Origin of the sequence: Brevibacillus thermoruber 423 (genome assembly GCF_000454065.1) — a bacterium.
GTDB classification, from domain to species: domain Bacteria; phylum Bacillota; class Bacilli; order Brevibacillales; family Brevibacillaceae; genus Brevibacillus; species Brevibacillus thermoruber.
In genome coordinates this window covers 35869-60613 of the sequence record NZ_KE695649.1, presented here as the reverse complement: position 1 = coordinate 60613, position 24745 = coordinate 35869, and the positions used below count along the sequence as shown (strand labels likewise).

The following is a 24745-nucleotide window of genomic DNA, read 5'->3' as shown; positions in this document are numbered from 1 at the left end:
AATAACCCATTTATTTTCTCGCAAGGGATATCCGTTTACTTTGTCAGTCTCTCGCATCTCATCGAGGATCTGCGAAAAGCTTATGCGGAAAACAGGCTGGATAAACGCCTCCGCATCTATATTCGACCAAAGCTCCTCGTTATTGACGAGATTGGCTACTTACCGTTTGACAGTTTGGCAGCTAACCTCTTTTTCCAGGTAGTAAGTGCAAGATACGAGAGAGGGAGTATTCTGTTGACCAGTAACAAGAGTTTTGGTGAATGGGGGGAACTGATGGGTGATCCGATACTTGCTACAGCTATTCTGGATCGTCTCTTACACCATTCCCACATCGTCAATATTAGAGGTAACAGTTACCGACTACGTGAAAAAATGAGGACTGGAGCCTACGGCTCCCCCTCTTCTACCTAACCAACAAAAATCGCCGGGTGGGTCAATTCAAAACCGGCGATGGTGGGTCAAAGTAAAGTCGGCGTTGACATCCGAAAACAGCGATACATAAGCATCTCTCTTGAAGCAATCACACATAGTGTCATCAATACTTGCCTTCTATGGTTACAGGAAAGCCAAAACGACCATTCTTTTCGGCAACTAGGCTATATCTGCATGCACCAAAAAGCGGACGGATCACAGTATACCCCTGCAACGTCAATTTCCCCGCAATTACAACCTCCCTGGCATTAGCCAATTTGCTCGACTACCTCACTCATCATCTCTCCCCCCTCAATATTACATACGTATATTTCATGTCTTCTGAAGATATAACTCGACTTATACCCTTTAATAGCATTCAAACGCAAATAATCCCTGCACTTAGAATCTAGCAGGGAAAAACACATTACTGCCTTCACATTTTTGAAACTACTATTGTTGAATTAGATGGACAAATATTTCTTGTAGACGATTCTTTATGTCTCCAGACACAAGACATAAATCTTGCTCCAACCAACTAGAATCATTTGTTGATTTAACCTTAACTCCGTAGGGAAAGGCTAGTACAATTTTGGGGGACTGCGTTTCTCGCCAAAAACCTTCGTAATCTTTTAAGTATCCCAAAGCTTTGTAGACACTATCGTTTGCATAACTACTTTCTGAATCTGTATTCTTGGCCTCAATAACAACTCGTATTTCTCTATCATGATTTTTTATCCTTACAAGTACGTCTGGCCTTCTGGAATTACCATTTATCCCGGTGTATAAGCTTAAGATATTTCTATAGACAGAATTTGCTTCAGCTACACCAAATAAATTTTTCGGGGAACGGTCATACGTAACCTCTATTTCTAAATCCGAACTCTTAATCTTGGCAATTACTCTTGATCCACCAGGCCTAATAATATTATAGAATGTTTTTACGTCACTAGAGTATTCGTTACATAAACACTCAATGGCATTGAGGCTACTTATTAACACATACAACTCAAATAAGTCGTCCGTACTTCCCTCCTGTTTTGGTTGAATCCAGCCTCGTGACAATAAATCTTTTAATGTATCAAGTCGAGGATTATATATCAATTTTTCATACTCAATACAAAGGTCTGCTAAACGAGCGTACAGTGGACTTTTACTTCGTTTAGCTAAAGATATCATTCGGGAAGAGATTGAATTCGTCCAAGACACTTCCCGAAGATAAGTTGATTGAAGTAAGTGTCTGCAAGTATCGATTAGCTGAACTAGTCTATCTCCAATACGATTCCCTGATCCAGAATAACTCCAATGATGTGGTATTTGTATGTTTGCTAGTTCATTTAAATAATAAACCAGAAGTCGATTTTCTTCAGAATCAATACTCTTTGTGTTATCCTGTAGCACAAACGTGTTATATCTTCCGGTAGAAATTCTTTGTAGATATGTTTGGTTCCATAATATTCTTCCACGCACTCTATCAGATATTATTCTATATTGTTCTGTCCTCCAAGAAATAGTATTCAGATATTCGGGCAATTCATGGACAATATAATCCCAAGCACCATTTGGCTGGTTAATATGATAGAGTGTAGCGATCCACTTCAGATCCTCACCTGTTGAATCCGTTAATGCATGAATAAAATCTAAGACCTCTTGGTATGACAGCCCCTCATTTGACCATAATGAATCGAGTCTTGCAAATAAATATCTTTTTACTTCACGTCCCCAGTACTCCTCATCAAACTTAAATGTTGTTGCCATCTTATCACCCAATAGAATTTCCAGTCCAACTGGATAATTCCTTGTCTAACAGATCTTTCTCTTCTTGCTTGGTAATATTTAGTGATGAAACAATAACGGATACTATATCTTCATGTAACCTTCTTCTTCCCTCAAATTGAGGGAAGAAGTACATGAAAAACGCTTCAAGAATAAATTTTTTAAGTTGCTCAGCAATATAATCCGGGTCAGTCTCTAACTGAATTCTTTCCTCAAGGTATTTAATAATATTTAGAGGAATAGCCGCTCCAACTCCAAGACCAATACTGTTTAAACCTGATGAAAACATATTTTTCAAACATATTAGGATTTCACTTTTGATGCTTTCAGGGACATTCATAGCACCAATTTTTTCGTCCAATAATAAATTCATCTCTTCAGGAGACGGGGGATCTACTTCGATAAATGCGAATCTTCGCATAAAAGCATATGACATTTGGTAAAGACTGCTCTTATCAAACGTATTCATCGTTCCGATAATTCGCCAATCATCATTTACAACGTATTGCTCAGTTTCTTCACTGATAAGATGAGTCATACTACTTGGAACAATAACGACTCTTTTTTTATGTAACAATCCTGCTTCATCCTGTCCGAAAGTGTAGTATGGTAAGTAAACTGGTTTTCCCGTTAAAACTGTAAACAATTCACCAAATGCCTTATCAACATCTGCACGGTTTATTTCGTCAATAATAACCCATTTATTTTCTCGAACACATTTAGTAATAAACCCTGCCTCGAATTGAAGGGTCTGTGGGTTACTTGGGTCAGGAAGATATCCCCCAAGAACTTCAAACGCTGTCCAGTTAGAAGTTGCAGTAAAAGTTTCATAATTTGCATGACCCTTGATTCTCGATGCTAAGAATGTAGCTATCGTCGTTTTTCCCGTACCTGGTGGGCCTGTCAAAATCACGTGACTTCCAGATTTTAATGCGGCAATAATCCTTCTTATTAAACCTTGATCAAAATTAATGTCCCCTTCAGAATTGTCGTAATCAAAAGTAAAAGCCAAATTGTTACCCGCATCGCTTTCAGAAGATTGTTCTTTAATTAGTCGAGAGTCTAAATTATCTATTATTGATACGTAACTCTCGGTAAAAAAATCATGAGATCCCCATTCATCAGGTATTTGGGCATGGGTAACTAGGTATTCCGATAATTCTGCTGTAAAAAGCGTATTTAATGCCGAAAACAGAGCATCTTGAGGATGAGCAGAGGAAGCGGCAGACAATTGTTTCTCTCGTAATAAGAAAACTATTAAAGGAAAAGTATCGCTTTCACAACGCCTGCCTTCTAAGAAGCGAACAAAATTATCTACCCACTGGCTATGCTTAGTAACTCCCCATTTACCATAGCCGGAAATCTCAGTCCCAAGACTTAATAAAGGGGCCGGTCTACCCGGATAAGGATAGACCTCGGCCTGTCTACTTCCTCTTTTTAAGGGAACGGTTAAAAAGTTTGAGCTTAGCTTCTTTGCTAGGGTTTGGTCACCCAATTCTACAAAACCTAAATCTGAAGCTTGATATTCCACTTCATTTCTTTGCCCAATGAGCAATAACTCTACAAACGCATTTGTAAAGTGAGTTCTTTGTTCAGAATCGGGATGTAAATTGATTACGTCCTCTGACGTCATTTTTTGCATTTTGTCCAAAGCTAAAAAGACTGCTAGACCGGTGGTTCGCTCCCGACCGGTCTTTCCCCCCTGGCTTTCCATTTGTAACAACCGATAGAAATTATTAAACGTTTTTGGGGAAAAATACATATTAATCGCCCACTCTCGTTAAACGATAAATTCTAATTGCTCATACTCTTCCTGTCCATCGTAAATTACCTCTGGATCTGAAACTCGGACAGGGATTTTACCAATTTTTATTTGGGAAAACAACCTTGTTGGTGCTCCAGTCAAACAATCTTCACCGGATAGCACTTTGATAAAGACTTTTGCGAAGGCCTCTGCCAATTTTGGAGGTACTGCATTACCAATCATTTCATAAATAGCTTTAACAGAACGTCCATAAAATATAAAATCATCAGGAAAACTCTGAATTCTCGCTATTTCCCTTGCTGACAAAACACGATTCTCTATTGGATGCCAGACACCAGCATTCTCCGGCTTAAATGCCGCAGTAATAGTTCCGGCAATCTCATTGCGGTGAAATCGTCTATAAAAATTCGGCCAACGATATTTTGCCATGTTATCACGGATTTTTTTCAGTCGATCAGGTAGCAGTTCATATGGGATATCTTTCCACGAGCCACCTTCGGGAACTAAACTACCTAGAGCTATAGCTTGCGGGTTCAGACGCAACAGTTGGTCTTGGTTAGGTGTATTTTCTGGTATATCTTTAATACAATTTCCGATAGATAAGTCGAGGCCGTCTATTGGTGCAGGAAACTGGAATTTACCCAATTGATGTTCTAAGGAGACGCCAACAATTATTACCCTTAATCTATTCTGTGGTACTCCATAATCCGAAGCGTTTACTAATTTAAAATGAACTTCGTATCCCATCCCTTTCAGCTCTTCACAGATTTCTTGGATCAAATAACCCTTATCTGTTTTAATAGAGAGTAATCCTCTCACATTTTCCATCATAACAATTTTTGGACGAAGTTCACTAACATACTTCAGAGTAGACTTATATAGGGTTCCCCGTTCCTCATTGGTTCCCTTTCTATTACCAGCATTCGAAAATGGTTGGCATGGAAAGCCTGCTAGTAAAACGTCTAAGTTTTTAATATCAGGGACAGGAATATCGTTAATATCACCTTCAATTATCGGGCCAATATTTTTGGAGTATGTTTCACATGCATCTGGATTTATATCGTTGGCCCAAACAATCTCAAATCCTGCTTTATGAAAGCCTAAATCCATTCCACCACAACCACTAAACATGCTAAGTACAGTATAGCGTTGTTTGGAAATGTCTCGAGTGTTTTTAACCATAATTCTGCCTCCCCATATCAATATAGTTTAACACATTATTCTATTTGAGTGGGATCCTGATCTTCAGTTTCAGTATACCAAACGTATGTTCCTATACGAAAGTTCTCTTATCAAATGAAGGTGGTTAAATTTGAGTATGTCTTGTAATAAAGAAAATTCGAGGGAGTGAACAACTCCCCCGAATCTGTGTCTTAATTTCAGCATTTCCATTCAGCAACAATCATCTTTTGATACAACACTTGCTCGCCATACTTAAGATGCATTGTTATCTGCACCATCTTTGTCTCCCTTTGAATCATCACACTAGAGACAAATTTGCCGACATACTCATTAAGCAGTTGAGGATTCGGCACCTCTTCATTAAGCAAGTTTATCAGGTTTCTGATATCATGCTTAATTGATTCAATAGCAGTTTCGGGAAGAGTCAGCTCTTGATACAAATTCTTCTTGTGAGCATACTCAGCTTCCTTCTCTTTCAACTCTGCCTGCATTTCAGTGATGACATCCGCATAGTACGCTTTTCCACCACCTGTTTGAAGTTCGTGCCGCATTTGCTCAATCCTCTTCTTCAGAAAACTGATTTCCGTTTCCAATCCTGTTAATGACGCGGCAATGTGTTTATTTGAGTCTCTATGGTACTGGTGAATTTCCCTTTCAATCTGGTCATCAAAAGTCAGTCGGAGCAATGCACTTCGTAGTTTATTAGCAACGATTTTCTCTATCTGTTCTTTCCGCCAACCAACGTAAGGGCAAAAATCCTTACCTTTTCGCATATACCCACCGCAGATGTAATACTTTTGTCCGCCGTATTTCCTGGTTGTCGATGTCGAATGGCCGACCATCCGTGAGTTGCATTTGTCGCAGTAAAAGATTCCCCTGAGCCAGAATGGAGAGTTAGGCTTCGTTTGGAACGGCTTATGCGTTTCACCCCCGCCGTTGTTCCTTTCTTTCGCTCTCTTTTGGCATAGATTAAACAACTCCTCAGTGATGATGGCCGGATGTGCATTTTCGGTTACGATCCATTCAGAGCGGTCTTTCCACTTCTTCCCCTTCGTTTGATAGTCTTGTTTGTTCCACACTTTCCGGCCAATATACGATTCATTGAAGATAATAGCCCGAATTGTGCTTGCCGACCATTTCCCGCCTTTCTGTGTGGGTACTCCTTTCTCATTAAGTGTATTGGCGATTTTCTTGTACCCTGAACCTTCGTAAGCATACTGATGGAAAATCCAACGAACAATATCAATCTCTTCCCGCGGGCCGAGTACCCATACCGCTTTTGTTTTGCTGGCTCCCAACGCAATATGTTCGGTACGGTATCCGTAGGGAGGTGTACCGCCGTTGTTGTATCCTTGCTTCGCGTTTTGCGTCATTCCCTTTTTGACCTCAGATGCAAGATTCGCGTTGTAGAATTCACTGATTACCTCAAGCATCCCTTCCAAAAGCAAATCCTGTGGAGTTTCCGCCTCTGTCTGTTCGGTAACGGATATCACCTTAACGCCGCACTTGTTAAGTAACGCTTTGTAGATAACGTGATCATCCCGTTTACGCGAAAAGCGATCAAACTTGTGAACTACAATGGCATCAAAAGGTCTGTTTGGCCTCTTCGCTAATGCGATCATTTTCTGAAACTCAGGACGATTATCAGTCTTTGCTGACTTCGCCTTCTCAATGTACTCACCAACTATGATCCAGCCTTTCTCCTGACAATATTGCTGGATGGCTTTCAATTGAGCGGGAATAGACAATTCCTTTTCTGCTTGACGCTCCGACGATACACGAACATAAGCGACTACTTTCATTGATCAACCTCTCCTTGTATGTTGATTTTTGGGCATAAAAAAAGCAGGTACACCTTTGTTTGGCATACCTGCATGAAAACGATATTTGGTTACTTGCATAACTTACGTGTCATTAGGGATGATTGAGCGGCGTTCCAGAGATCCTGATCAATAATGGCTGGATGACTCTTCTCGGTAACAATCCACTTGCCTTGATCATTTATACGACCGTCAGACCTCTTATTCCACACTCGCCGACCGAGATACGCTTCGTTGCTTAGAATGGACAATACGGTTGAAGGACTCCACTTTTTCCCTTGAGGATACGATCGCTGGTTCAACAAACGTGCGATTTTCTTTCCTCCCATGCCCTCAGCAGCCATGCTGAAGATCTTTTTAACCGTCTGCACCTCATCTTCTGGCCCAAGTTCGTAAGTCACTCTGTTACCGATCTTTCGTAAACGATATCCATAGGGAGCACGCCCACCGCAGTGAAAACCTTGGGTTGCGTTTTCTCTCAACCCCTTCAGTGTCTCATGCTTCAGGTTGACGTTATAAAACTCGCTGATAACCTCCAGCATTCCTTCAAGCAAGACACCATGTGGGGTTTCAGGGTCTGTTGGTTCCGTTGCGGAAAGCACAACAATACCCTGCTTTTTTAGCAGGGCTTTGTATATAATATGATCTTCACGTCTGCGGCAGAAGCGGTCAAACTTGTGCACGAGAATCGCGTCGAACAGTTTGCCAGGCTTTTGAGCCAAAGCAATCATTCTTTGAAAAGCAGGGCGATCCGCCGTCTTCGCCGATTTTGCTTCGTCTACGAATTCTTCAACGATATTCCATCCTTTTGCATCAGCGTAGGCCTTCAACGCCTCTCTCTGTGCCGGAATGGACAATTCACGGTTGGCTTGTTGTTCTGACGAAACTCTGAGATATGTTGCAACATTCATACTGACTACTCCTTTCCGGTATCCTTTCATCTTTAATTTGGAAGAGATACGACAGACTGAACAAGCATATGTCTTCACCTCCTCTCTACTGCTCAACGCCTCTCACCGTTGATTGATTTATTCGCTGTAAATAAAAAAGCACTCATCACATTGGTTAATGTGACAAGTGCGATAGATAGTATCATCTAGCATTCAGTAATCTCTATTAAATGTTCATACTTTGGTCTACATCAAAGAGCGATTTAACCTTAGAGCCTCAAGGATTTTACTGCTCTCGGTCGTGTATACACCTATTGTAAGACAATCAATGTACTACTCTGTTGATGCCCTTGTACTGGTTGTTTGTACAAATGAATAGCGTTTACCTCCTCCTCGTTAACTCCGAGATTCCAAAGGATCGGCAAATAAACCCTAGCCATGTTATCGATGTCCATACCCGCAACCTTTCCACCGATGAACGTCATATTCACCTGAAGGGGGCCGCCAACTCCTGAAAGTTGCATTCCATCGTTCTGTAGGGTCTCCGCCACGTCTTTTTGCAAATCCCAATTGTATGGCTCCCAACGTGTGTCATTGTCGAAGTCGATTAAAAGCGGCTCTTCCTTCGGGACAATATAAATAGGAACATCAGAAAAACTAACCACAGGTGAACCTGTATTCGCACTCAATGGATAAATCCTAACTGACAGATTATCCAAAGGTTGCGTAGAACGACTTTGAACATTTTGGGGCCCGGCGTTTGTGATGCAACATTCATAAATACTGCGGTCATTCCCGATAATCTCTTTGTTGACTCCATCAACAACCGATTTCATTACTTCGATTAATGGCAACTCCTTCTTCGGCCTTCTGGAAACAACATCAATTTCAACACGATACCTTTCAGCAGGAAGCGGGGGAAGCATACCCATCCTCTTCAATTCCGCACGTAACAGCATTGCGACCTTTGCCTGAAAATCCATCATTTGAATGGATTGTAGAATCCCTTCTTCCTTTGTTGAATCGTATTCAATCGACTGAGAATGAGGCTCCCCCAAAATCTCTATTGTAGATGATCCATCATGAAGAAACTCAACTATTTCGGTTGCCACCTTTACTTTCAACTTCCTCCATGTTGTCGTCATATTTCCATATACCCCTTTTTAGATTTCATAACATCGGTTTCGACTTGATGAAGAATTAAATGGGTCGGGCGTAACACAATTCGTTCAACGACTTTTGCATTTGAATTCGGTTGATATGTTCCTACATCACCCGTGTATATCCCTTCCTCAAACCAACACCTAACTGGTATAAATAAACCATCCTTTATCAAAGAAATAACCGTTCTCGATATCACTGTGGTTGAACCTTTTAACGCATAACAGAAGCCTGGATTAAGATCAACTTTACCTTGCTGATCGATTTGCACGATTCTCGGATCGATTCCCCCGTAAAATTCAAGCCAACAATATGCGTACAGTAGCAAAATTGTTTTCAGCTTAGTGATTGTCCACTGACGTTTGGCAAGGGTTGTGTCAGCCAGCATTTTTTCTGTTAATACTGTTTTTGGCACCATAATGTAGCCTTTGTTATGTGCTTTTAACTCATCAAAATCAAAGTTCAGTTCATGACAAGAATAGAATTTTTGTTGACCATAGTGGTAATCTGGAGCGACAAGAATAGTGGAGCGGAACCACTGCTGTTTTCCACTAACACGTTTAATAAAACCTTCTCGCTCAAGCCAGGCTAATGCATTCTGAACCTTCCTTGAATACTTCGGTCTATGTGCAGTTGGCAAGTTATACTTCAGATCCTTGTGAATTGTATCAATGCATCGATATGTCTTTTTGGATGTGTAGTCAAAATGTTTACACAAATATAGATAGATAACAAAAGCGTCACGGTCTTTAAAATCACCATATACCTCGCTTAATATCTGTCTTTGAAAAGGGAACCACGATGGAGAAAGAATAAACTTATTCCTCGCACCGGTGTTTCTGAAATAGCTCTGAAAGTTAGGTATCTGCACAGCAACTTCCTCCAGTCAATTCCTATACTTTAATTTAAACAGAACAGACTCAACATGACCACATCAGGCCTACTAGTCGTTATGGGAATGGGAGCCAGTTACCTTATAACGACTCCCATACCACCAATTCTTCTTATACCCACCCCTTTTCTTTGAAACTAAGATACTCTGAACCTGTCATATGAAGAATATCCAAAATCGATATGCCACACACATCCCCGGCCTCAGTAATTGTTTTAGCCACTGAGATTTGCTCAGTAGTAGGATTAAGGTCGCCCTCCTTTAGGATGTGTACCAGTATCCCTGAAGCGGCGTTCCGCAATATTAGTTCGCGGAAGATAAATCGCTGGCAAGTGGGGATGTCGGCCATCACTTTCTCATCAATAGTAGTTAGGCTCAGGACATGATTCTTAGTCGTTAATGCCAGCAGTACCGCTTGTCCATCGCCGACCATCTCAAACTTTTCCTTGCAATACTGGTAGGCATCTCTAGGCATGCGGATAACGAACCTATCCTGCCTGCCGGGGTTAGAAAGTAAATGTGCAAGTTTCAGGGTAGCATGAAGCTGTTTTCCTTCCGCAGATGAACTGACTATTTCAGATAAATCCTCTTGAGATAGCCCTTTAAGTTGATTCGGGTGATCAAAGTGATGTAACAATGCTTGAATCGTCAACAAGTCGCTCTCCCGTAGTATGTGGGAGCTTACTAGGTTTTTGATGAGTTTCGCCATGCTTTCCGCCTCCTGACTAGATTTACATAAATCCCTGCTCAGCTAAAGAGCAGTACGAATTCATGCCGCAAACAATCGAATCGAGAACTTCCACGCCAATGATTTCTCCTACTTTCTTGAGAGTATTGCTTATGGTTATATCTTCCCTTGATGGAGTAGGATCACCTGAAGGATGGTTGTGCACGAATATTGCCTTCTCTACTTGTGAATGCTTTAACAATGGAAGGAAGGTCTGTCTCGGCGTAACTATTGCCGCATCGATGCTTCCTACGCTGACTACCTTCCAGAATAAAATCCGATTCCGCTTGTCTAAACCGACAACAACAAAGTGTTCTTGAGGTAAATAAATCATCTCAGCCTTGAGAAAGTCGTAAATTTCCTTGGCCGAACGAACAACATGCGGACGAGATATTTCAGTGCAGAGAGTTCGAGCACTAGCTAAAGCGGCCATAATTTTTCTCGCCTTAACTACACCGATGCGAGGAAGGGCTCTCAATTCCTCTTCTGTGGTCTGAAGCAAATCATGGAGTGTTGGAAAGTTGGTCAGCAAAGTGCGAATGGTGTGACTGTCAGGCTTCTCCCGCAAAATCTGTGAAAAGATATCGGCAAGAGCAGGCTTGTTGTCAAATCTATCAATCATCGTCAATTACCTCCGTGAAATGAAAATAAGGAGGGCGGCGAACCCTCCTTGTGTTGTTGAAATGAAATCCTGTACAATACAATCAGCAAAGTTTTTTGGTGTGATCCTTATGGTCGCACCTCTTTTTGTTTTTCTAACTGCTCCAGTTTCATCTCGACTAGCACCAGCTTGACGAGAGTGCGGGCATAAAGCCGCCCCCAAGCGGGACGCAACTCTTTGATACTCCGTAAATGCTTCAACGCCGCCAACAACCACTTTTTCTTCTCATGCAAATCAACACACTTCTCCATCATCCTCACCTCCCTCCAAGGACATAAAAAAATTGCCCTCCTGCCATTAATCAGTGCAGAAGAGCCACTCAGTTCCGTTGTCTTCTCTTTTTCACATACCGCTGTAACTGCTTTGGATAATGCTTTTCAAAGTATCCAATGACAAATCTGGTTGCAACATCCCTCTCAATCTTCCAGAAGCGGATGACGTATGCGTGCAAGACGTGACCGGCCATTCGAATGTCTCCGTTCAGAGCCAACCGATTTAACAACACTACAAGGTCATCAGACAGATTCATTTTGTTCTGTTGCATGTGTTACAGCTCCTTTCTTATTGGTTTCGAGTTCAATCGACCGCAGGATGTCGATCATATCCAATTTAATTTGCAGGGTTTTAAGCTCCTCCCGAACCTGTTGTAGGCTGAACATGTTTCTTGGGTGGTTCATGTCAGAGTTTCTCAGCAACCGTTCCCTGACAAGCAGATCGACCTGTTTCAACTCCAGCCTTTTCAACAAATCCCTCATAGTCATCTCACCTCCTTTCATCGTCCCGTTGTCTTGCAACCCGTCGTTTTCGCTTTTTTCGCAACGACAAATAACCCGCTTTGATTCAAGCAGGCACCATTACACAAATCCTTGTTACAAATAAACGGCGTGATTAAGAATGCGGGCGGACGGCAACTCTCAGCTCGTAATTAATGTGCCAATCATCCATCTTCAAGTCTCTGGCGATACCTTCATAATCGATGTAGCAAACGAGTGAGGAAGGAACGGAACCAAAGCAACCTTCATCGATCATTTCAGCCGCGACATCACATAAGTTGTCCACATCATAATACACACTGTAGTCGCCGCTCTCCAACAGCCGCACAACCTCTTCAACGTTGTCCACGCATTCACAAAGAGCGATAACAACTCTGCTGTCGTATCGAGCCAAAACGGCGGCGGCTTCATTGATCGCAAACACATTGTCATACTCGCTGATGGAGAATGGTGCTTCGTAATCATGAATGGCGTATTCCTCATCTTCGCCCAGAATCTGCTTTAGCCTTTCCTCTAACTCTTCACTTCTCAGCGGCAGCGTTAGCCACTTGCCAACCAATTTACCTTCGTTGTACTTCGCCAGATTGGCAACGTAAATTCTAACCTCCATACAGACTCCCTCCGATTTACCGAATTTTGTTCACCAAAAAAGTCACGCCAATAACCACACTGCTTCTTTCATTCAAAACATCACTGCCTGATCATCCAGATTCACCTCCTCTCAGTGTGGGAAGCATCTCACCTTCCCTGTTCGCTGTCACGATCAGCAGAGCGACAAAAACAAAAAAGGACTGCGATCTACCAATGAATCAGTAGATCACAGTCCATATAGAACCCGGTAGGGCATGAAACGGCAGGCCCCCCTGTTCAAAAATACGGCATGGTGCCGAGAGAAAATGTCTACATTTTTTGCTTATATAGGGCCGCGATTGTTTATCTGTTTTTAGCCTGATCGACGGTATTTATAAAGTCATTTGCGACCCGGTGAATGAATTTGACTTCACTAACATCTCGATCATGCAATAACGCTTGGAGTGATTCAATGACCAAACGCTTTTCAATGAGTTCATTGTCGGTATCGGCGTGCTTGAAGTTAAAAATCTCGATCGGCAAAATCCCTAATGCGTTGATAATCTTCTCTAGTGTCTCTAGTGATATGTTTCGCTCACCACGTTCAATGTCGGAGAGATACGAATATTGAAAACCACATTGATTAGCTAATGCCTCCTGTGTAAGTCCCTTCGATTTTCTGATGTACCGTATTTGCTCCCCGACAAGTTTCAAAAAATCTGACACGCCTATCACCTCTACCACTAGAGTAGAGATTTGATCAGAAACATATTATCTTATCAAAACGTAAATTTACCTTTATTTCTTACCGATAAAGTTAATATAATGAGTTTGTATCTGTGAATTTTTGGTTCGCTAAGGCTTTGGAGGTGACTGTCAGTTGCGGATAAATCATAACGCTACAGCACTGACTTCATTAAATAAACTTCAAAGGAACAATAAAAGTACTGCCATTTCAATTGAAAAACTATCCTCGGGACTCCGCATAAACAAAGCGGCAGATGACGCCGCAGGCCTGTCCATTTCACAAAGAATGAGAGCACGAATTAGAGGTTTGGAACAGGCTGAGCGGAATATACAGGACGGCATTTCTCTTGTACAAACGGCCGAATCGGGTCTCGCCGAGATACAGAATCCGAATCTTCAGAGATTACGAGAGCTTGCCTTGCAAGCGGCCAACGGGACGTTAACTTCGGACGACAGACTACGCATTCAGGAAGAAATCGATCAAATCAAGAACACCATCAATGACATCGCAAACAACACCCACTTCAACGGAATCCACTTACTAAACGTGTCAGATACTCCACCATCGGGACTTACCGTTGTCAATTTGGCCAATGCGGTCAGCATCACCATCTTTGAGCAATCCGGCATCAACACCATCTACGAAGAAACTTTTTCTATCGCCGATCTGGTGAATGGTGTCTACTGGTCTACTCCGGCCCCGCCTCCACAGTCGAGTGAGCCTTATCATTTTTCTGTTGAACTTGCCACCAACACCTTTAAGACACGAGCGGAGACATGGGGATTTGGCAACAATATCACCGCAGTCAGGGTGAACGGACTCACTGGATATCAGGAGACAGAGGTTTACGCAACGAAACTCGTTTCCTACTCCGGTACTCCCTATGTCGGAGTGCCGCCAGAGAATATTCTGGGGAATGACCTGTCCGACTCGCCCAACTTCTCGGATGGAGGCGGCGTATGGACAGAAATCGTTGTTCAATTTGAAGCAACGATAGACCCCAACTCCACCACTCTGCCCAACCAATCCAGAGACGTGATCTTACAGGTTGGCCCTGATGCCGGTGATACATACAAGATCAAGTTAACGGATGCCCGTACCACAGCCCTTGGCATCGATGATATTGCTTTTGATCCGCCCGAGAAAGCGGTAGAAGCGATTGGAAAGATTGACGAGGCAATCAATAAAGTGTCCGCTGAGCGATCAAAGTTTGGTTCGTATCAAAACGCATTGGAACATATTCACAACAACGCATCGAACTACAGGGTCAATCTTACGGCGGCGGAATCAAGAATTACAGATGCTGACATGGCCAAGGAAATGATGGAACTTACGAAGAGCCAAATTCTATCACAAGCATCCCAGGCCATGCTGGCACAAGCAATCCATACCCAGGAAACAGTCATAACCCTGCTTCGATAGTTTATGTAAGAAAGGACGGGCTTTCCCTTGCAACAATTTGTGAGAACCATCAATACCTCCGACGCCTTCAAGATGAAGCTGGAGCAACTGGAACGAGAGTACAGGATTAAACTGGAGAGTATCAACAACGATATCCGGTTAAAAGAGCAGGAACTAGATCGCTATCGAAACGTGGGCATTGGAGGAGAACTGGGCGGCGGGTTTTTGCTCCTGCTTAGCTGGGTCGGGTTTATCATCGGATCACTGGCCTGCCTGATCGGGATCATGATGGCTACCGAAAATTCCAGAAACGATGTTTTGCTCTTTGGAATGATCTTTTGCGTAGTAGGTGTATTTTGCATAATCCTGGGTGCAATTTTTCGCGGAAAAGGGCTTTCTATTCGCAGAACGGCAATGGAGAATCAGAAAGAAGCGACAAAACACTGTGAAGCCATTGAATCTGAACTTGCCAAACTGCGTGAGGAATTGAAACACTTGGAGGATTACTACCAAGCTGAAATGTCTCATCAACGCCAGCTATACGAACGCCATATGCTTAATCAGCAAGAACTGATTGAACAGGAAGTGTCGGCCATTCAACATCATTCGGCATCTACGGCAGACACGAAAGAATGCCCAAAATGTGCCGAGCTTGTAAAGGCAAGGGCAAAGATTTGCCGTTTTTGCGGTCATGAATTCAATGAATAAACACCAGTTAATGAGGGAGTTCCTGTAGCTCCCGTCTTTTGTTTGATGACCATTTTCTGGAGGGATTCGATGGAGTCACATTACTTCTGTAAGAAATGCAACGAATATCACGAGATCGAAAGCCGCATTGGCATGAAACATCTTCCATACAACCTTTCCAAAAATGATCTGACTACCTTCATCAATGTCGCTACGACCATCCCAACATACGAAGTTGTTACCAAGGGAATACCGCATGTCTTTGAAGGGACACATGATTTCGTCCGGGAAGTGAAAATAGCGGAACTGCTTCAGCAAAAATTCCCGAACATGGAAGCCTACAAGACGGTTGACGGCATGAAGGATTGGCTGGTTGATCGTTTGAACGGGAGTGATCAATCTGCGGCGAATGCGTTGAACCGCCTGCAAGGGGATATCGCGGGCGAAGTGGACTTCGTTCGTCAAATGCAAGGCGATCTGCGAAGTCTGTTCACGAAAACGGATTTTGTGCGGAATGTCGATGGAAGAGTTACCAGTAACAATCCCGGCATTGATGTCGTGGAGATGAATCGTCTGACCGGTGATATCGTTAACGAATATCAGGTGAAGACACTACGTTCGCCGGATACTATCGACCAGACATTAAAAGAGTTTTTGCACAACGACCATTACCGCCCCGACATTACACTTGTCGGCCCGCAAGAATTGATCGACCGGGCCAAGGAGATGGGATTGCCGAATCCGACGAAGGTGATGGGCACTCTCGACAGCAACGCAGCCTCGGCGGAAGCGTTGAAAGAGAAGATTCTGAGCGGGGATTTGTCTGTAGGATTTACTCCTGTTGATGTTACGGAAAAACTTCTCGGAGGTGCTGCCATCGGAGCCGCAATCTCCGTTACGGTATCGGGACTCGTCCAGTTCATTCAGTACAAAAACGGGCAAATCTCATGGGAGCAACTGAAGGAGCGGCTAGGGAAAGATGCGTTGAAAGGGAGTATCGCTGGAGGCGTTCTGGCCGGATTGACGTTGTTCATTCCGGGCGGGCTTATCGGACACGGTATTGGCTTCGTGGCCGGAATTACGCTTCGCAGACTGCTTGACAACGCCTTTGGAGAAGGAACTTTCGGTGAAGTTTTGAAGACGGCGAACTCGGTTAAAGCCAACGTGGAGTTGTTGCATCATGGATCAATCTACATCGCCAAGCTGTCCGAAGTGAACGCCGATGTTCTGGAGCGGGCCGTCTCCATCATCAACGATATGGAAGAAGATCGATGGAAAGCGGATGAGATATACACAAAACTGGAGCGGCAACATGGTACCATGACACGAATCGATTACAGTCAAGCCGCCGAAGATATTTTGGATCGGTGCGACGAAATGCGGTTTCGTTTGCTAGGAGGTAAACGTAAATGAACACCATACACCCCCACTCTGCTTCAATCCGTCAACCGCAAGTATCCGTAACTGTTGAAACGGAAGCTCCTGAACATTCACCGGAATCGAATCCAATTCGTGCAGAATACATCAAACGTAGAGAAGTATTTTATCAAGCCAAGAGAGAGTTTGACTTTGCGGTGAAATCCGGTAATAGTGCGGCTGTACGTGCGGCCAGTTCCAAGTTTCAGAAAGCTGAACGTGACTTGTATGCGATGCAAAGTGATTTGAATATTCGACATCACATCGCTGATTTCTTCCATCAAACACCTGATGAAGCATCTTCACCCGGATATAGTGCAGTGAAAGCCGAAGAACCTTCCCTACCAACTCAACAGCAGGTGATTGCGGCGGTAAAACAGAACCCTCGTTTAATTGATCCAACGCAAGTGAGAGCTATTGTACGCAATTCCCTTAATCAATTACTCTCCATTGAACATCGGATCGACAAGATGGAGAATCAAGGGTTCCTTGGGCGTTTATGGGGCGGATTGACCGGCTCCAATCAGCGGGAGATGCTGACTTTAATGCGAGATCTGACATACGCTCAACAGACAACCATCAAACTCGTATTGACGTTGGCAATGGGTCATGCACACAATGTTTCCGTGATCAACGAGATTCTCGATGAATTGGACAAGGCTAAAGGTGTGCATACCCGGACAGCATCACACATTCAGCTTCTTTACGATCAGGTTGTACTTATCAAGGAAATGCAGACAAGGCAACCAGTGTCAAAAACGTCAAACAAGCTGATGAAGGGTATTTTCATAGTAGGTCTCATCTCCGCAACCGTGATTGGTGTGCTCGGATACTTCGTTCTGAAATTTCCACAGTTTTGACACATTCCCATGTACCAAAATGAGCTTTTTGCGGATATATAGTTCACTTTGCGTCAGAAAGGCAGGAAATTATTACTTCAAAGTCTTTTTGCTGGATTTATGCGGTTTGATGCGAGGTACAGAGGGAGAAAACGATAAGAAATTGAATACTTCGCCCAATTGTTTACATGGATAATCCGTAAGAAGTATCTCAATATGGTAAAGTATTTGGAATGGCGAAAATCCCAGGGACAAAAGCGGTATCTAAAGTGATTCGCATTGGTTAATGTATTTCTCTAACCGAGGGGAATTTACACATAAATATGGACTTGATCCCGTGCCAAAAACAAGAATCAATAAAAATTGCAACTTTATATTTCTTTATGGCAAAATCCGTCTTTCTGAGAAGGTTCTGTACATTTTTGCGGTAACGAACGCCGTGGTTCCATAAAGCTCTTGCCACTTTTTTCTCGATTTTTGTCTCCTTAGAGCGAATAGATTGCATATTCTTCCTACGCTGGTCTATAGTTAAAACATCTGTCACATTAATTCACCACCCGACAGAAGCATAACAATTCTGTTGCTTTAGGAATGGGAGTCATTTACCTTGAGTTGATATCGTAGATGGGTATGAACTCAATTTTTGAGGTTCCTGCCAAAGTTATAACCGTTCCATTACAATATATTGTATAAATGAAGAGTATGTAAAATAGTTGTTTCTGTGTTCATAATAATAAATACTCTTTTACAACAGCGAGTCGCAAGGCAAAATTTAAACGGACGTTACGCCATGATCTTGGCCATCTTCGCCTTCCCTTCAGACAACGAGCAAAACCGCTATAGCGACGCATCTCCTGGTGATAAAACCTTGGTGCGAACTCTTTTTGCTGGGTCCAGAACCATTTGTGTTGTTTTAGAACCGTTCAGCATATAACTAACTACGTTTCAAGTCGATATGGGGGATTACATAGTGAGCATTGCATCAAACATGAAAAAGCTTAAAAGAATGTTGAAACAATACATCGAATTGAATAAGACAATTGTTGATGTACAAGCCTTAGCGGTTGTTCCAGCCAAACGAGCAGGTAAGATGCCTGTAAACGAATTAGACATTGAGGAAGACTTCATATTTTTTTGTTTTAGCAAATTTACCAAGACGCTCTTGGCAATCGACAAGCTCATCAAGACCGGGTATTACGAGGATGCCTTAATTCTAACAAGATCTAATTATGAGAACTTTATCAATTCCAAAGCAGTAGTTACTAATCCAGAAATGATATACCATTTAGTTGAATATAAACTTGGCCTTATTGACGAAAAAAGATATAAGTTCGTGGACAGAAAAAAAAGTATCATCGCAAGCGTGGAAACCAATGCCGAGATTGAATACATAAACACTATTTGGAATATTGCGTTAAACGCGAATGAAAAAGATACATACAAACTGGTTTATTCGTACCTCTGCGACATAACGCATTGTAATTTCGTGACTTCGGGATATTACAGAAACGGCACTCAATATTCATATGAACTTAAAAACGAGATTGCACTATATAACGTCTTGCTATGGAACGTCTTTCTAAATATTAAGTTTTACAACGTACTTATCGCTGGAGAAATATTCGAAGTTGAAGAACTAGAAGAAGCCGTTCTCGATTTACTGTTGGACGATATTATTAAATTCGCAAAGATAATCGAGGACGAAATCAAACGTTTCAGAAAAGAATCGAGTGCTGACGATAAAGAGAAGAACGAGTACGAGCGGAAGCTAGACATAATCAAGAAGTCCATGGGGAATTAGGAAGGGAAAAAGCCGGCGTAGCTGCTGATGCAATCATAAGGGAAAACATAGATAACCTCAGAACAACACCGGATATGCCGCATTGGTGGGGCTTTATCACCAGATGAACTAGCGGAAATGATGCTGACGCAGTATGTTTATAAACGTCATGGCAGTTATTATGAAGAAGACACCACCTTAGTATTAGCGTACTGAACATTTGAAAAGCGACCCACAGTTCCATTCTTATTGGTCTGAGGGTTTTATTGTTTGCTGTATTTAATGGCTCTCAGTTTTACCATATCAATAGATACGGAGAACCGTATTATTTTGGATGCTTTTAGCTTTTCCCCTCTCTCATATCGGGTTCGGTTGTCAATGTACATCATGAGAGACACTCTCGCTATTCATAACCAGCACGTCCAACAAACTCAGACATACCAACGCTTTGACACCTCCACGAACCCCACAAAACTCACGTAAAAACACAAAAAGAGCACCTCATGCGGTACTCTCTCTCATGATATTGGTGGAGGCGGGGGGATTCGAACCCCCGTCCGAAAACGGCGACACATAAGCATCTCCGAGCGCAGTCACTCTATTGGGAATTCGGCGGCAAACCTGCGGAGTGACACGCTAGTTTACTGCCTAGCCTGATTGGTCTTCTTCCTTTGGCCCCAGGCGGAGACCTCCGGCGTAGCCCGTTAGAAGTGAGCCCTAATCACGCCACACGGGCCGATGGAGTGTTAGAGCCTCGCTGGTTATTAGGCAGCGAGAGAAAGTTGTTTGTTGCCAGTTATGGCTTTCCGCGTTGTTGACGGGGTCCGCAGCCCCCCGGCTCGCTTCTTATGCTCTACCATTCCCGTCGAATCCAGAACGCCCCCAGGATAGAATGAAAAAGGTGAAAAAAAGTCTAGGCGAAGATGGCAACTGTCCGCACCTAGACTGTCGTTTCGGGGTTCATTGCCTTCTTACTATAGCACACGCGGCATCCAAAACTCAACGTCGATTTGTGCCAGTCCTGCCATCGTGCACCAAGCGCGGGACCTGCGAACAACGGCTTGTCGGCCACCGCTCGGCTGCGGGCAGCGTACCTTGCCTGCGAGTACCCTGCCAGCAGACGCAGCGGCCATTCACAACGATCCGATGCCGCCGCGGGAAACAAGATGAGGTCGTCTCCCGCCTCGTTACACCTTCTGCCGCTCGCGCAGCGCGCGCTCCACTTCCCGCTGGGCGTCGCGCTTCTTGATGTCCTCGCGCTTGTCGTAGTTCTTCTTCCCTTTGACCAGCGCCAGCTCCACCTTGGCCCAGCCGCCCTTGAGGTAGAGGCTGAGCGGCACCAGCGAGTACCCTTTCTCGCGGGTGAGGCCGTTCAGTTTGAGGATTTCCAGACGGTGCAGCAGGAGTTTGCGCGTCCGTTCCGGCTCGTGGTTGTAGCGGTTGCCCTGTTCGTACGGGCTGATGTGCATGTTGTACAGGAGCACTTCGCCGTTGTGAATGCGGGCGAAGCTGTCCTTGAGCTGTACGCGTCCGGCCCGCACCGATTTGATCTCCGTGCCGGTCAGGGCAATGCCGGCTTCGTACACGTCTTCGATGTGATAGTCGTGACGCGCTTTGCGGTTTTGGGCCAGCGTCTTCACACCGGTTTTTGCTTTCGACATGGGAGATCACCTCGCTTGCCTGGTTTCCGGACGGCTGTACAATCCGCCAATATCGTACCTGTTAGTCTAGCAAATTTTGCGCCGTGTGACAAGATGGTTACCGCCGCTTCCGTTTCGCCTGCCCGGCCACGTGTTTCTTTTTCGACTTTTTGGCTCGGATCAGGTCTTCCCAAAACGCCTTTTGCCGGGTCGTCGGCGATTCAGCCGCCTCGTCGAGCGGCACGACGTCGCCCTCGGACGCGTCCGCTTGACCGGCACCGGTCTGCCGGGCCGATTCGGTCTGGCGGCGCTGCTTGCGTTGCTTGCGCAGCACGGCGGGATGGGGCTTTTCCTGCTTGGCGGCGCGTTCTTTGGCGCGCTTGCCTTTGCGCTCGCCGCCGCGCCCGTCGATCACCTTGGGGGTGCGTTCCCGGCCGCGGAAGGTGTTGGGCTTCTTCATCCCGACGATCTCAAAATCGATGGCCCGCTCATCCACGTTGACGTTGGAGACGCGCACCTGCACCACGTCGCCGATGCGGAACTGCTTGCCCGTCCGCTCCCCGATCAGGGCGTACGCCTTTTCGTGGTAATGGTAGTAGTCGTCGGTCAGATAGCTGATGTGCACCAGGCCCTCAATCGTGTTGGGCAGTTCCACGAAGATGCCAAACGACGTGACGCCGGAAATGACGCCTTCGAACTCCTCGCCGATCCGCTCCAGCATGTACTCCGCTTTTTTCAAATCGTCCGTTTCCCGCTCGGCGTCCACGGCGATGCGTTCGCGCTGGGACGCGTGTTCCGCAATGATCGGCATCTGCTCCACCCAATAGGCCAACCGCTTTTCGGACAGCTCGCGGTTCTCCAGCCACTCGTGAATCCGCCGGTGGACGATCAGGTCGGGGTAGCGGCGGATCGGGGAGGTAAAGTGCGTGTAGAAGTCGGTCGCCAGGCCGTAGTGACCCAGGCTTTCCGCGTCGTAGCGCGCCTGCTTCATCGAGCGCAGCATCACCGTGCTGATGATGACCTCCTCCGGCGTCCCTTTCACCTCCTCCAGAAGCTGCTGGAGGGCGCGCGGGTGGACGGAGTTGCCCTTGCCGCGCACGGCGTAGCCGAAGTTGGTGACAAACTCCATGAAGGCCATCAGTTTTTCCGGGTTCGGCTCCTCGTGCACCCGGTACATAAACGGCTGTTTCATCCAGTGGAAGTGCTCCGCCACGGTTTCATTGGCCGCCAGCATGAATTCCTCGATGATCGACTCGGCGATGGATCGCGTGCGGAAGCCGATCTCCGTCGGCGTCCCCTCTTCGTTGACGTAAATTTTCGCCTCGCGGAAGTCAAAGTCGATCGCGCCGCGGTGCATCCGCTTGGCGCGCAGCTTGCGGGCCAACTCCTCCATCAGGCGGAACATCGGCACCAGCTCGCTGTACCTTTCGATCAGCGCTTCGTCGTTCTCTTCCAAAATCTTGCGCACATCCGTGTAGGTCATCCGCTCGTTGGTGCGGATGACGCTGAGGTAGATGTCGTAGGTGACCAGGTTGGCCTCCGCATCCAGCTCCATGTCGCAGGTGATCGTCAGGCGGTCCACCTTGGGGTTGAGGCTGCAGATGCCGTTTGACAGGCGGTGCGGCAGCATGGGAATCACCCGGTCCACGAGATAGACGCTGGTGCCGCGCCGATACGCTTCCTGATCCAGCGCGGAATGTTCCCGGACGTAGTAGCTGACGTCGGCGATGTGGACGCCCAGCAGGTAGTTGCCGTTGGGCAGCTTCTCCAGCGAGACCGCGTCGTCCAGGTCTTTCGCATCCGCGCCGTCGATGGTTACCATCATCCGGTCGCGCAGGTCGCGCCTGCCCTTGATCTCCTCCTCGGAGATTTCGTCCGGCACCGCTTCCGCCTCGGCCAGCACGTCGGCGGGGAACGCTTCCGGCAGGCCATACTTGCGGATGATCGAGAGAATGTCCACGCCCGGGTCGTTTTTGTGCCCGAGGATTTCAATTACTTCGCCTTCCGGGTTGGCGCGTCCTTCCGGGTAGCGGACGATCCTGACGACGACCTTGTGCCCGTCCACCGCCCCGTTGTAGGCCGTTTTCGGGATGAAGATGTCCCTGCCGATCCGTTTCTCATCGGGTATGACGTAGGCGTAGTACGTTTCGTCCTTGAACGTTCCGACCACTTCCGTCACGCCGCGCTCCACGATGCGGATGATCCGCCCCTCCAGGCGGTTGCCGCCCGTTTTCTTTTCCACCCGCACCAGGACCGTATCGCCGTGCATGGCGCCGTTCATGTCGTTGGCATGGACGTAAATGTCGTCCTCTCCGGGCGTGTCAGGGATGACAAACCCGAACCCTTTGGGATGGCTTTGCAGCCGGCCGCGCACCAGGTTCATTTTTTCCGGCACGCCGTAGCGGTTGGTTCGCGTCCGCACGATTTCGCCCCGCTCTTCCAACGCGTTCAGCGTTTTGACCAGTTCTTTAAACGCCTCGGAGTCGGCCAGTCCAAACGCCTCCTCCAGCTCCTTCACGGTCATGGGGTGATACGCCTGTTCCCGCATGAACGCGAGGATGTCCTGTTCTTTCATTCCGTACCCTCCTTTGCCGCGCATACGTTGCCGCGACTTTTCCTCTTCTATGTAGTATTCAGTATTCTCCGATTTCGCCGTAGGCAATCCTAATAGAAAAAAGACAGCAAGTCAAACTTGCTGCCTTTGGCGAGTCGTATGTTACGCACCGCTTCTCAAGAAGTACCCGAGCAGAATGGCAAACACCATGAACAACACGGCAAACACAACCGTCAGTTTGCCGAGCAGGGCGTCAATTCCGCGGGCCTTCTGCTTGCCCATCAGTTGTTCCGCGCCGCCGCCGATCGCACCGGAGAGACCGGCGCTTTTTCCGGACTGCAGCAGCACGACAAGAATTAAGCCAATACTTGCGATCACAAGTAAGATTTTCGCAGCCAATACCATGTGTATTCACCTCAAAGCGAATTTCCCATACGTGAAGAAACCATTACTTCTACTCTACCACAGTTGGATCGGATCAGCAACCCTGGTTGATTGACCGTTTATTATCCAAAAATTGTGTACGTTCTTTGTCTGTTTTTCCGTTTCCTTGCAACTGTCACGATTTTGCCGTAAAATTGCAGTTGTACCGTTATACTTGCCGTAGGAGGTCCTAGTTACATGGCTGGTTCCAACAAAAAAGACATGAATCAAAATGACGTGGTTGACTCCGCGAAGGCCTTTTTTACTTCGTTTGGTATCTTGTTTCTCGTTTTTCTTATTGCTCTTGTCGGTTCCGCCATTTTCCCGCCGAAACACGGCGAAGAGGCCCAAGGTGGCGGAGCGCCAACGGCCAACATTGACGCGGAAGCCGTGTACAAGCAAAACTGTGCATCCTGTCACGGCCAAAATCTGGAAGGAATTGTCGGCCCGAACCTGACCAAAGCAGGCAGCAAGTACAGCGCGGACGATATTGCGAAAATCATCAAGGACGGGAAAGGCGGCATGCCCCCCGGCATCTTGAAAAAACAACCGGAAATCAAAGCAGTTGCCGAGTGGCTGGCTCAGCACAAGTAAATACATAGGCAGCCACGGGCGTTACACACCGGAGA

At 45.5% G+C, this 24745-nt stretch carries 24 protein-coding genes, 1 other RNA gene and 1 pseudogene; 7 read left to right on the top strand and 19 right to left on the bottom strand.

Annotated elements, in window-relative coordinates; all coding sequences use genetic code 11:
* Positions 1-411: pseudogene (locus tag M516_RS25880) on the top strand (ATP-binding protein); the annotation flags it as partial.
* Between the two features lie 124 nt (positions 412-535).
* Here M516_RS25880 and M516_RS26295 read toward each other — a convergent pair.
* From M516_RS26295 to M516_RS0105175, 14 genes are all read right to left on the bottom strand, one after another.
* Entirely contained in the window at positions 536-688 is a 153-nt protein-coding gene (locus M516_RS26295) for a group I intron-associated PD-(D/E)XK endonuclease (protein WP_171506743.1), read from the bottom strand.
* 176 nt (positions 689-864) lie between these two features.
* Positions 865-2169 carry a hypothetical protein gene (locus M516_RS25125; protein ID WP_152523348.1) on the bottom strand — a complete coding sequence of 435 codons (1305 nt, stop codon included), beginning with the start codon at positions 2167-2169 and terminating at the stop codon, positions 865-867.
* A 4-nt stretch (positions 2170-2173) separates the two neighbouring features.
* On the bottom strand, positions 2174-3901 hold the full coding sequence (locus M516_RS24595) for an AAA family ATPase (protein WP_193746941.1): 1728 nt from the start codon (positions 3899-3901) through the stop codon (positions 2174-2176).
* Positions 3902-3967: 66 nt separating this feature from the next.
* Positions 3968-5134 (bottom strand): DNA cytosine methyltransferase, encoded by a 1167-nt coding sequence (locus tag M516_RS22745; RefSeq protein WP_035288983.1) that lies wholly within the window; start codon positions 5132-5134, stop codon positions 3968-3970.
* A gap of 197 nt (positions 5135-5331) precedes the next feature.
* Positions 5332-6936 carry a recombinase family protein gene (locus tag M516_RS0105225; protein ID WP_029098185.1) on the bottom strand — a complete coding sequence of 535 codons (1605 nt, stop codon included), beginning with the start codon at positions 6934-6936 and terminating at the stop codon, positions 5332-5334.
* An 89-nt stretch (positions 6937-7025) separates the two neighbouring features.
* The gene (locus M516_RS0105220; protein WP_029098184.1) at positions 7026-7865 is read right to left on the bottom strand and encodes a recombinase family protein; all 840 of its coding nucleotides are present in this window, start codon (positions 7863-7865) and stop codon (positions 7026-7028) included.
* A gap of 290 nt (positions 7866-8155) precedes the next feature.
* Positions 8156-8989 carry a hypothetical protein gene (locus tag M516_RS0105215; protein ID WP_029098183.1) on the bottom strand — a complete coding sequence of 278 codons (834 nt, stop codon included), beginning with the start codon at positions 8987-8989 and terminating at the stop codon, positions 8156-8158.
* Positions 8986-9876, bottom strand: a complete 891-nt coding sequence (locus M516_RS0105210) for a hypothetical protein (protein ID WP_029098182.1) — start codon at positions 9874-9876, stop codon at positions 8986-8988. The genes M516_RS0105215 and M516_RS0105210 overlap by 4 nt, the downstream gene beginning before the upstream one ends.
* A gap of 133 nt (positions 9877-10009) precedes the next feature.
* Entirely contained in the window at positions 10010-10606 is a 597-nt protein-coding gene (locus tag M516_RS0105205; protein WP_003392950.1) for a JAB domain-containing protein, read from the bottom strand.
* A 22-nt stretch (positions 10607-10628) separates the two neighbouring features.
* Positions 10629-11246: a RadC family protein gene (gene radC, locus M516_RS0105200; RefSeq protein ID WP_029098181.1), complete on the bottom strand. Its 618-nt coding sequence runs from the start codon at positions 11244-11246 to the stop codon at positions 10629-10631.
* Between the two features lie 107 nt (positions 11247-11353).
* The gene (locus tag M516_RS0105195) at positions 11354-11539 is read right to left on the bottom strand and encodes a hypothetical protein (protein WP_029098180.1); all 186 of its coding nucleotides are present in this window, start codon (positions 11537-11539) and stop codon (positions 11354-11356) included.
* Between the two features lie 261 nt (positions 11540-11800).
* Entirely contained in the window at positions 11801-12040 is a 240-nt protein-coding gene (locus M516_RS0105185) for a hypothetical protein (RefSeq protein ID WP_029098178.1), read from the bottom strand.
* Between the two features lie 133 nt (positions 12041-12173).
* Positions 12174-12668 carry an antirestriction protein ArdA gene (locus M516_RS0105180; protein ID WP_029098177.1) on the bottom strand — a complete coding sequence of 165 codons (495 nt, stop codon included), beginning with the start codon at positions 12666-12668 and terminating at the stop codon, positions 12174-12176.
* Positions 12669-12991: 323 nt separating this feature from the next.
* Positions 12992-13354, bottom strand: coding sequence for a helix-turn-helix domain-containing protein (locus M516_RS0105175; protein ID WP_029098176.1), 363 nt, complete (start codon positions 13352-13354; stop codon positions 12992-12994).
* Positions 13355-13508: 154 nt separating this feature from the next.
* Between M516_RS0105175 and M516_RS0105170 the strand changes: the two genes are divergently transcribed.
* The 4 genes from M516_RS0105170 (at position 13509) to M516_RS0105155 (ending at position 17740) form a co-directional block, all read left to right on the top strand.
* Positions 13509-14798: a flagellin N-terminal helical domain-containing protein gene (locus M516_RS0105170; protein WP_029098175.1), complete on the top strand. Its 1290-nt coding sequence runs from the start codon at positions 13509-13511 to the stop codon at positions 14796-14798.
* A gap of 27 nt (positions 14799-14825) precedes the next feature.
* Positions 14826-15485, top strand: coding sequence for a zinc ribbon domain-containing protein (locus tag M516_RS0105165; protein WP_029098174.1), 660 nt, complete (start codon positions 14826-14828; stop codon positions 15483-15485).
* 69 nt (positions 15486-15554) lie between these two features.
* On the top strand, positions 15555-16877 hold the full coding sequence (locus M516_RS0105160) for a hypothetical protein (RefSeq protein WP_029098173.1): 1323 nt from the start codon (positions 15555-15557) through the stop codon (positions 16875-16877).
* A complete protein-coding gene (locus M516_RS0105155; protein ID WP_029098172.1) occupies positions 16874-17740 on the top strand; it encodes a hypothetical protein in 867 nt (288 codons plus the stop codon). Before M516_RS0105160 ends, M516_RS0105155 begins: the two co-directional genes overlap by 4 nt.
* A 262-nt stretch (positions 17741-18002) precedes the next feature.
* Here M516_RS0105155 and M516_RS24590 read toward each other — a convergent pair whose 3' ends face one another.
* Positions 18003-18263 (bottom strand): PDDEXK family nuclease, encoded by a 261-nt coding sequence (locus M516_RS24590; protein ID WP_081656450.1) that lies wholly within the window; start codon positions 18261-18263, stop codon positions 18003-18005.
* A gap of 426 nt (positions 18264-18689) precedes the next feature.
* On the opposite strand from M516_RS24590, the gene M516_RS0105145 reads away from it, so the two are divergent.
* On the top strand, positions 18690-19520 hold the full coding sequence (locus M516_RS0105145) for a DUF5677 domain-containing protein (protein ID WP_029098171.1): 831 nt from the start codon (positions 18690-18692) through the stop codon (positions 19518-19520).
* 506 nt (positions 19521-20026) lie between these two features.
* Here the strand turns inward: M516_RS0105145 and ssrA are convergent.
* The 4 genes from ssrA to secG all read right to left on the bottom strand — a co-directional run bounded on the left by ssrA (position 20027) and on the right by secG (position 24098).
* Positions 20027-20383, bottom strand: a transfer-messenger RNA (tmRNA) gene (ssrA, locus tag M516_RS24585).
* A gap of 303 nt (positions 20384-20686) precedes the next feature.
* Positions 20687-21160: an SsrA-binding protein SmpB gene (gene smpB, locus M516_RS0105140; protein ID WP_029098170.1), complete on the bottom strand. Its 474-nt coding sequence runs from the start codon at positions 21158-21160 to the stop codon at positions 20687-20689.
* Between the two features lie 97 nt (positions 21161-21257).
* Positions 21258-23714 (bottom strand): ribonuclease R, encoded by a 2457-nt coding sequence (gene rnr, locus M516_RS0105135; RefSeq protein WP_029098169.1) that lies wholly within the window; start codon positions 23712-23714, stop codon positions 21258-21260.
* A gap of 141 nt (positions 23715-23855) precedes the next feature.
* Positions 23856-24098 carry a preprotein translocase subunit SecG gene (gene secG, locus M516_RS0105130; RefSeq protein WP_029098168.1) on the bottom strand — a complete coding sequence of 81 codons (243 nt, stop codon included), beginning with the start codon at positions 24096-24098 and terminating at the stop codon, positions 23856-23858.
* A gap of 216 nt (positions 24099-24314) precedes the next feature.
* On the opposite strand from secG, the gene M516_RS0105125 reads away from it, so the two are divergent.
* Positions 24315-24710: a YqzM family protein gene (locus tag M516_RS0105125; protein ID WP_029098167.1), complete on the top strand. Its 396-nt coding sequence runs from the start codon at positions 24315-24317 to the stop codon at positions 24708-24710.
* Positions 24711-24745: the final 35 nt, after the last annotated feature.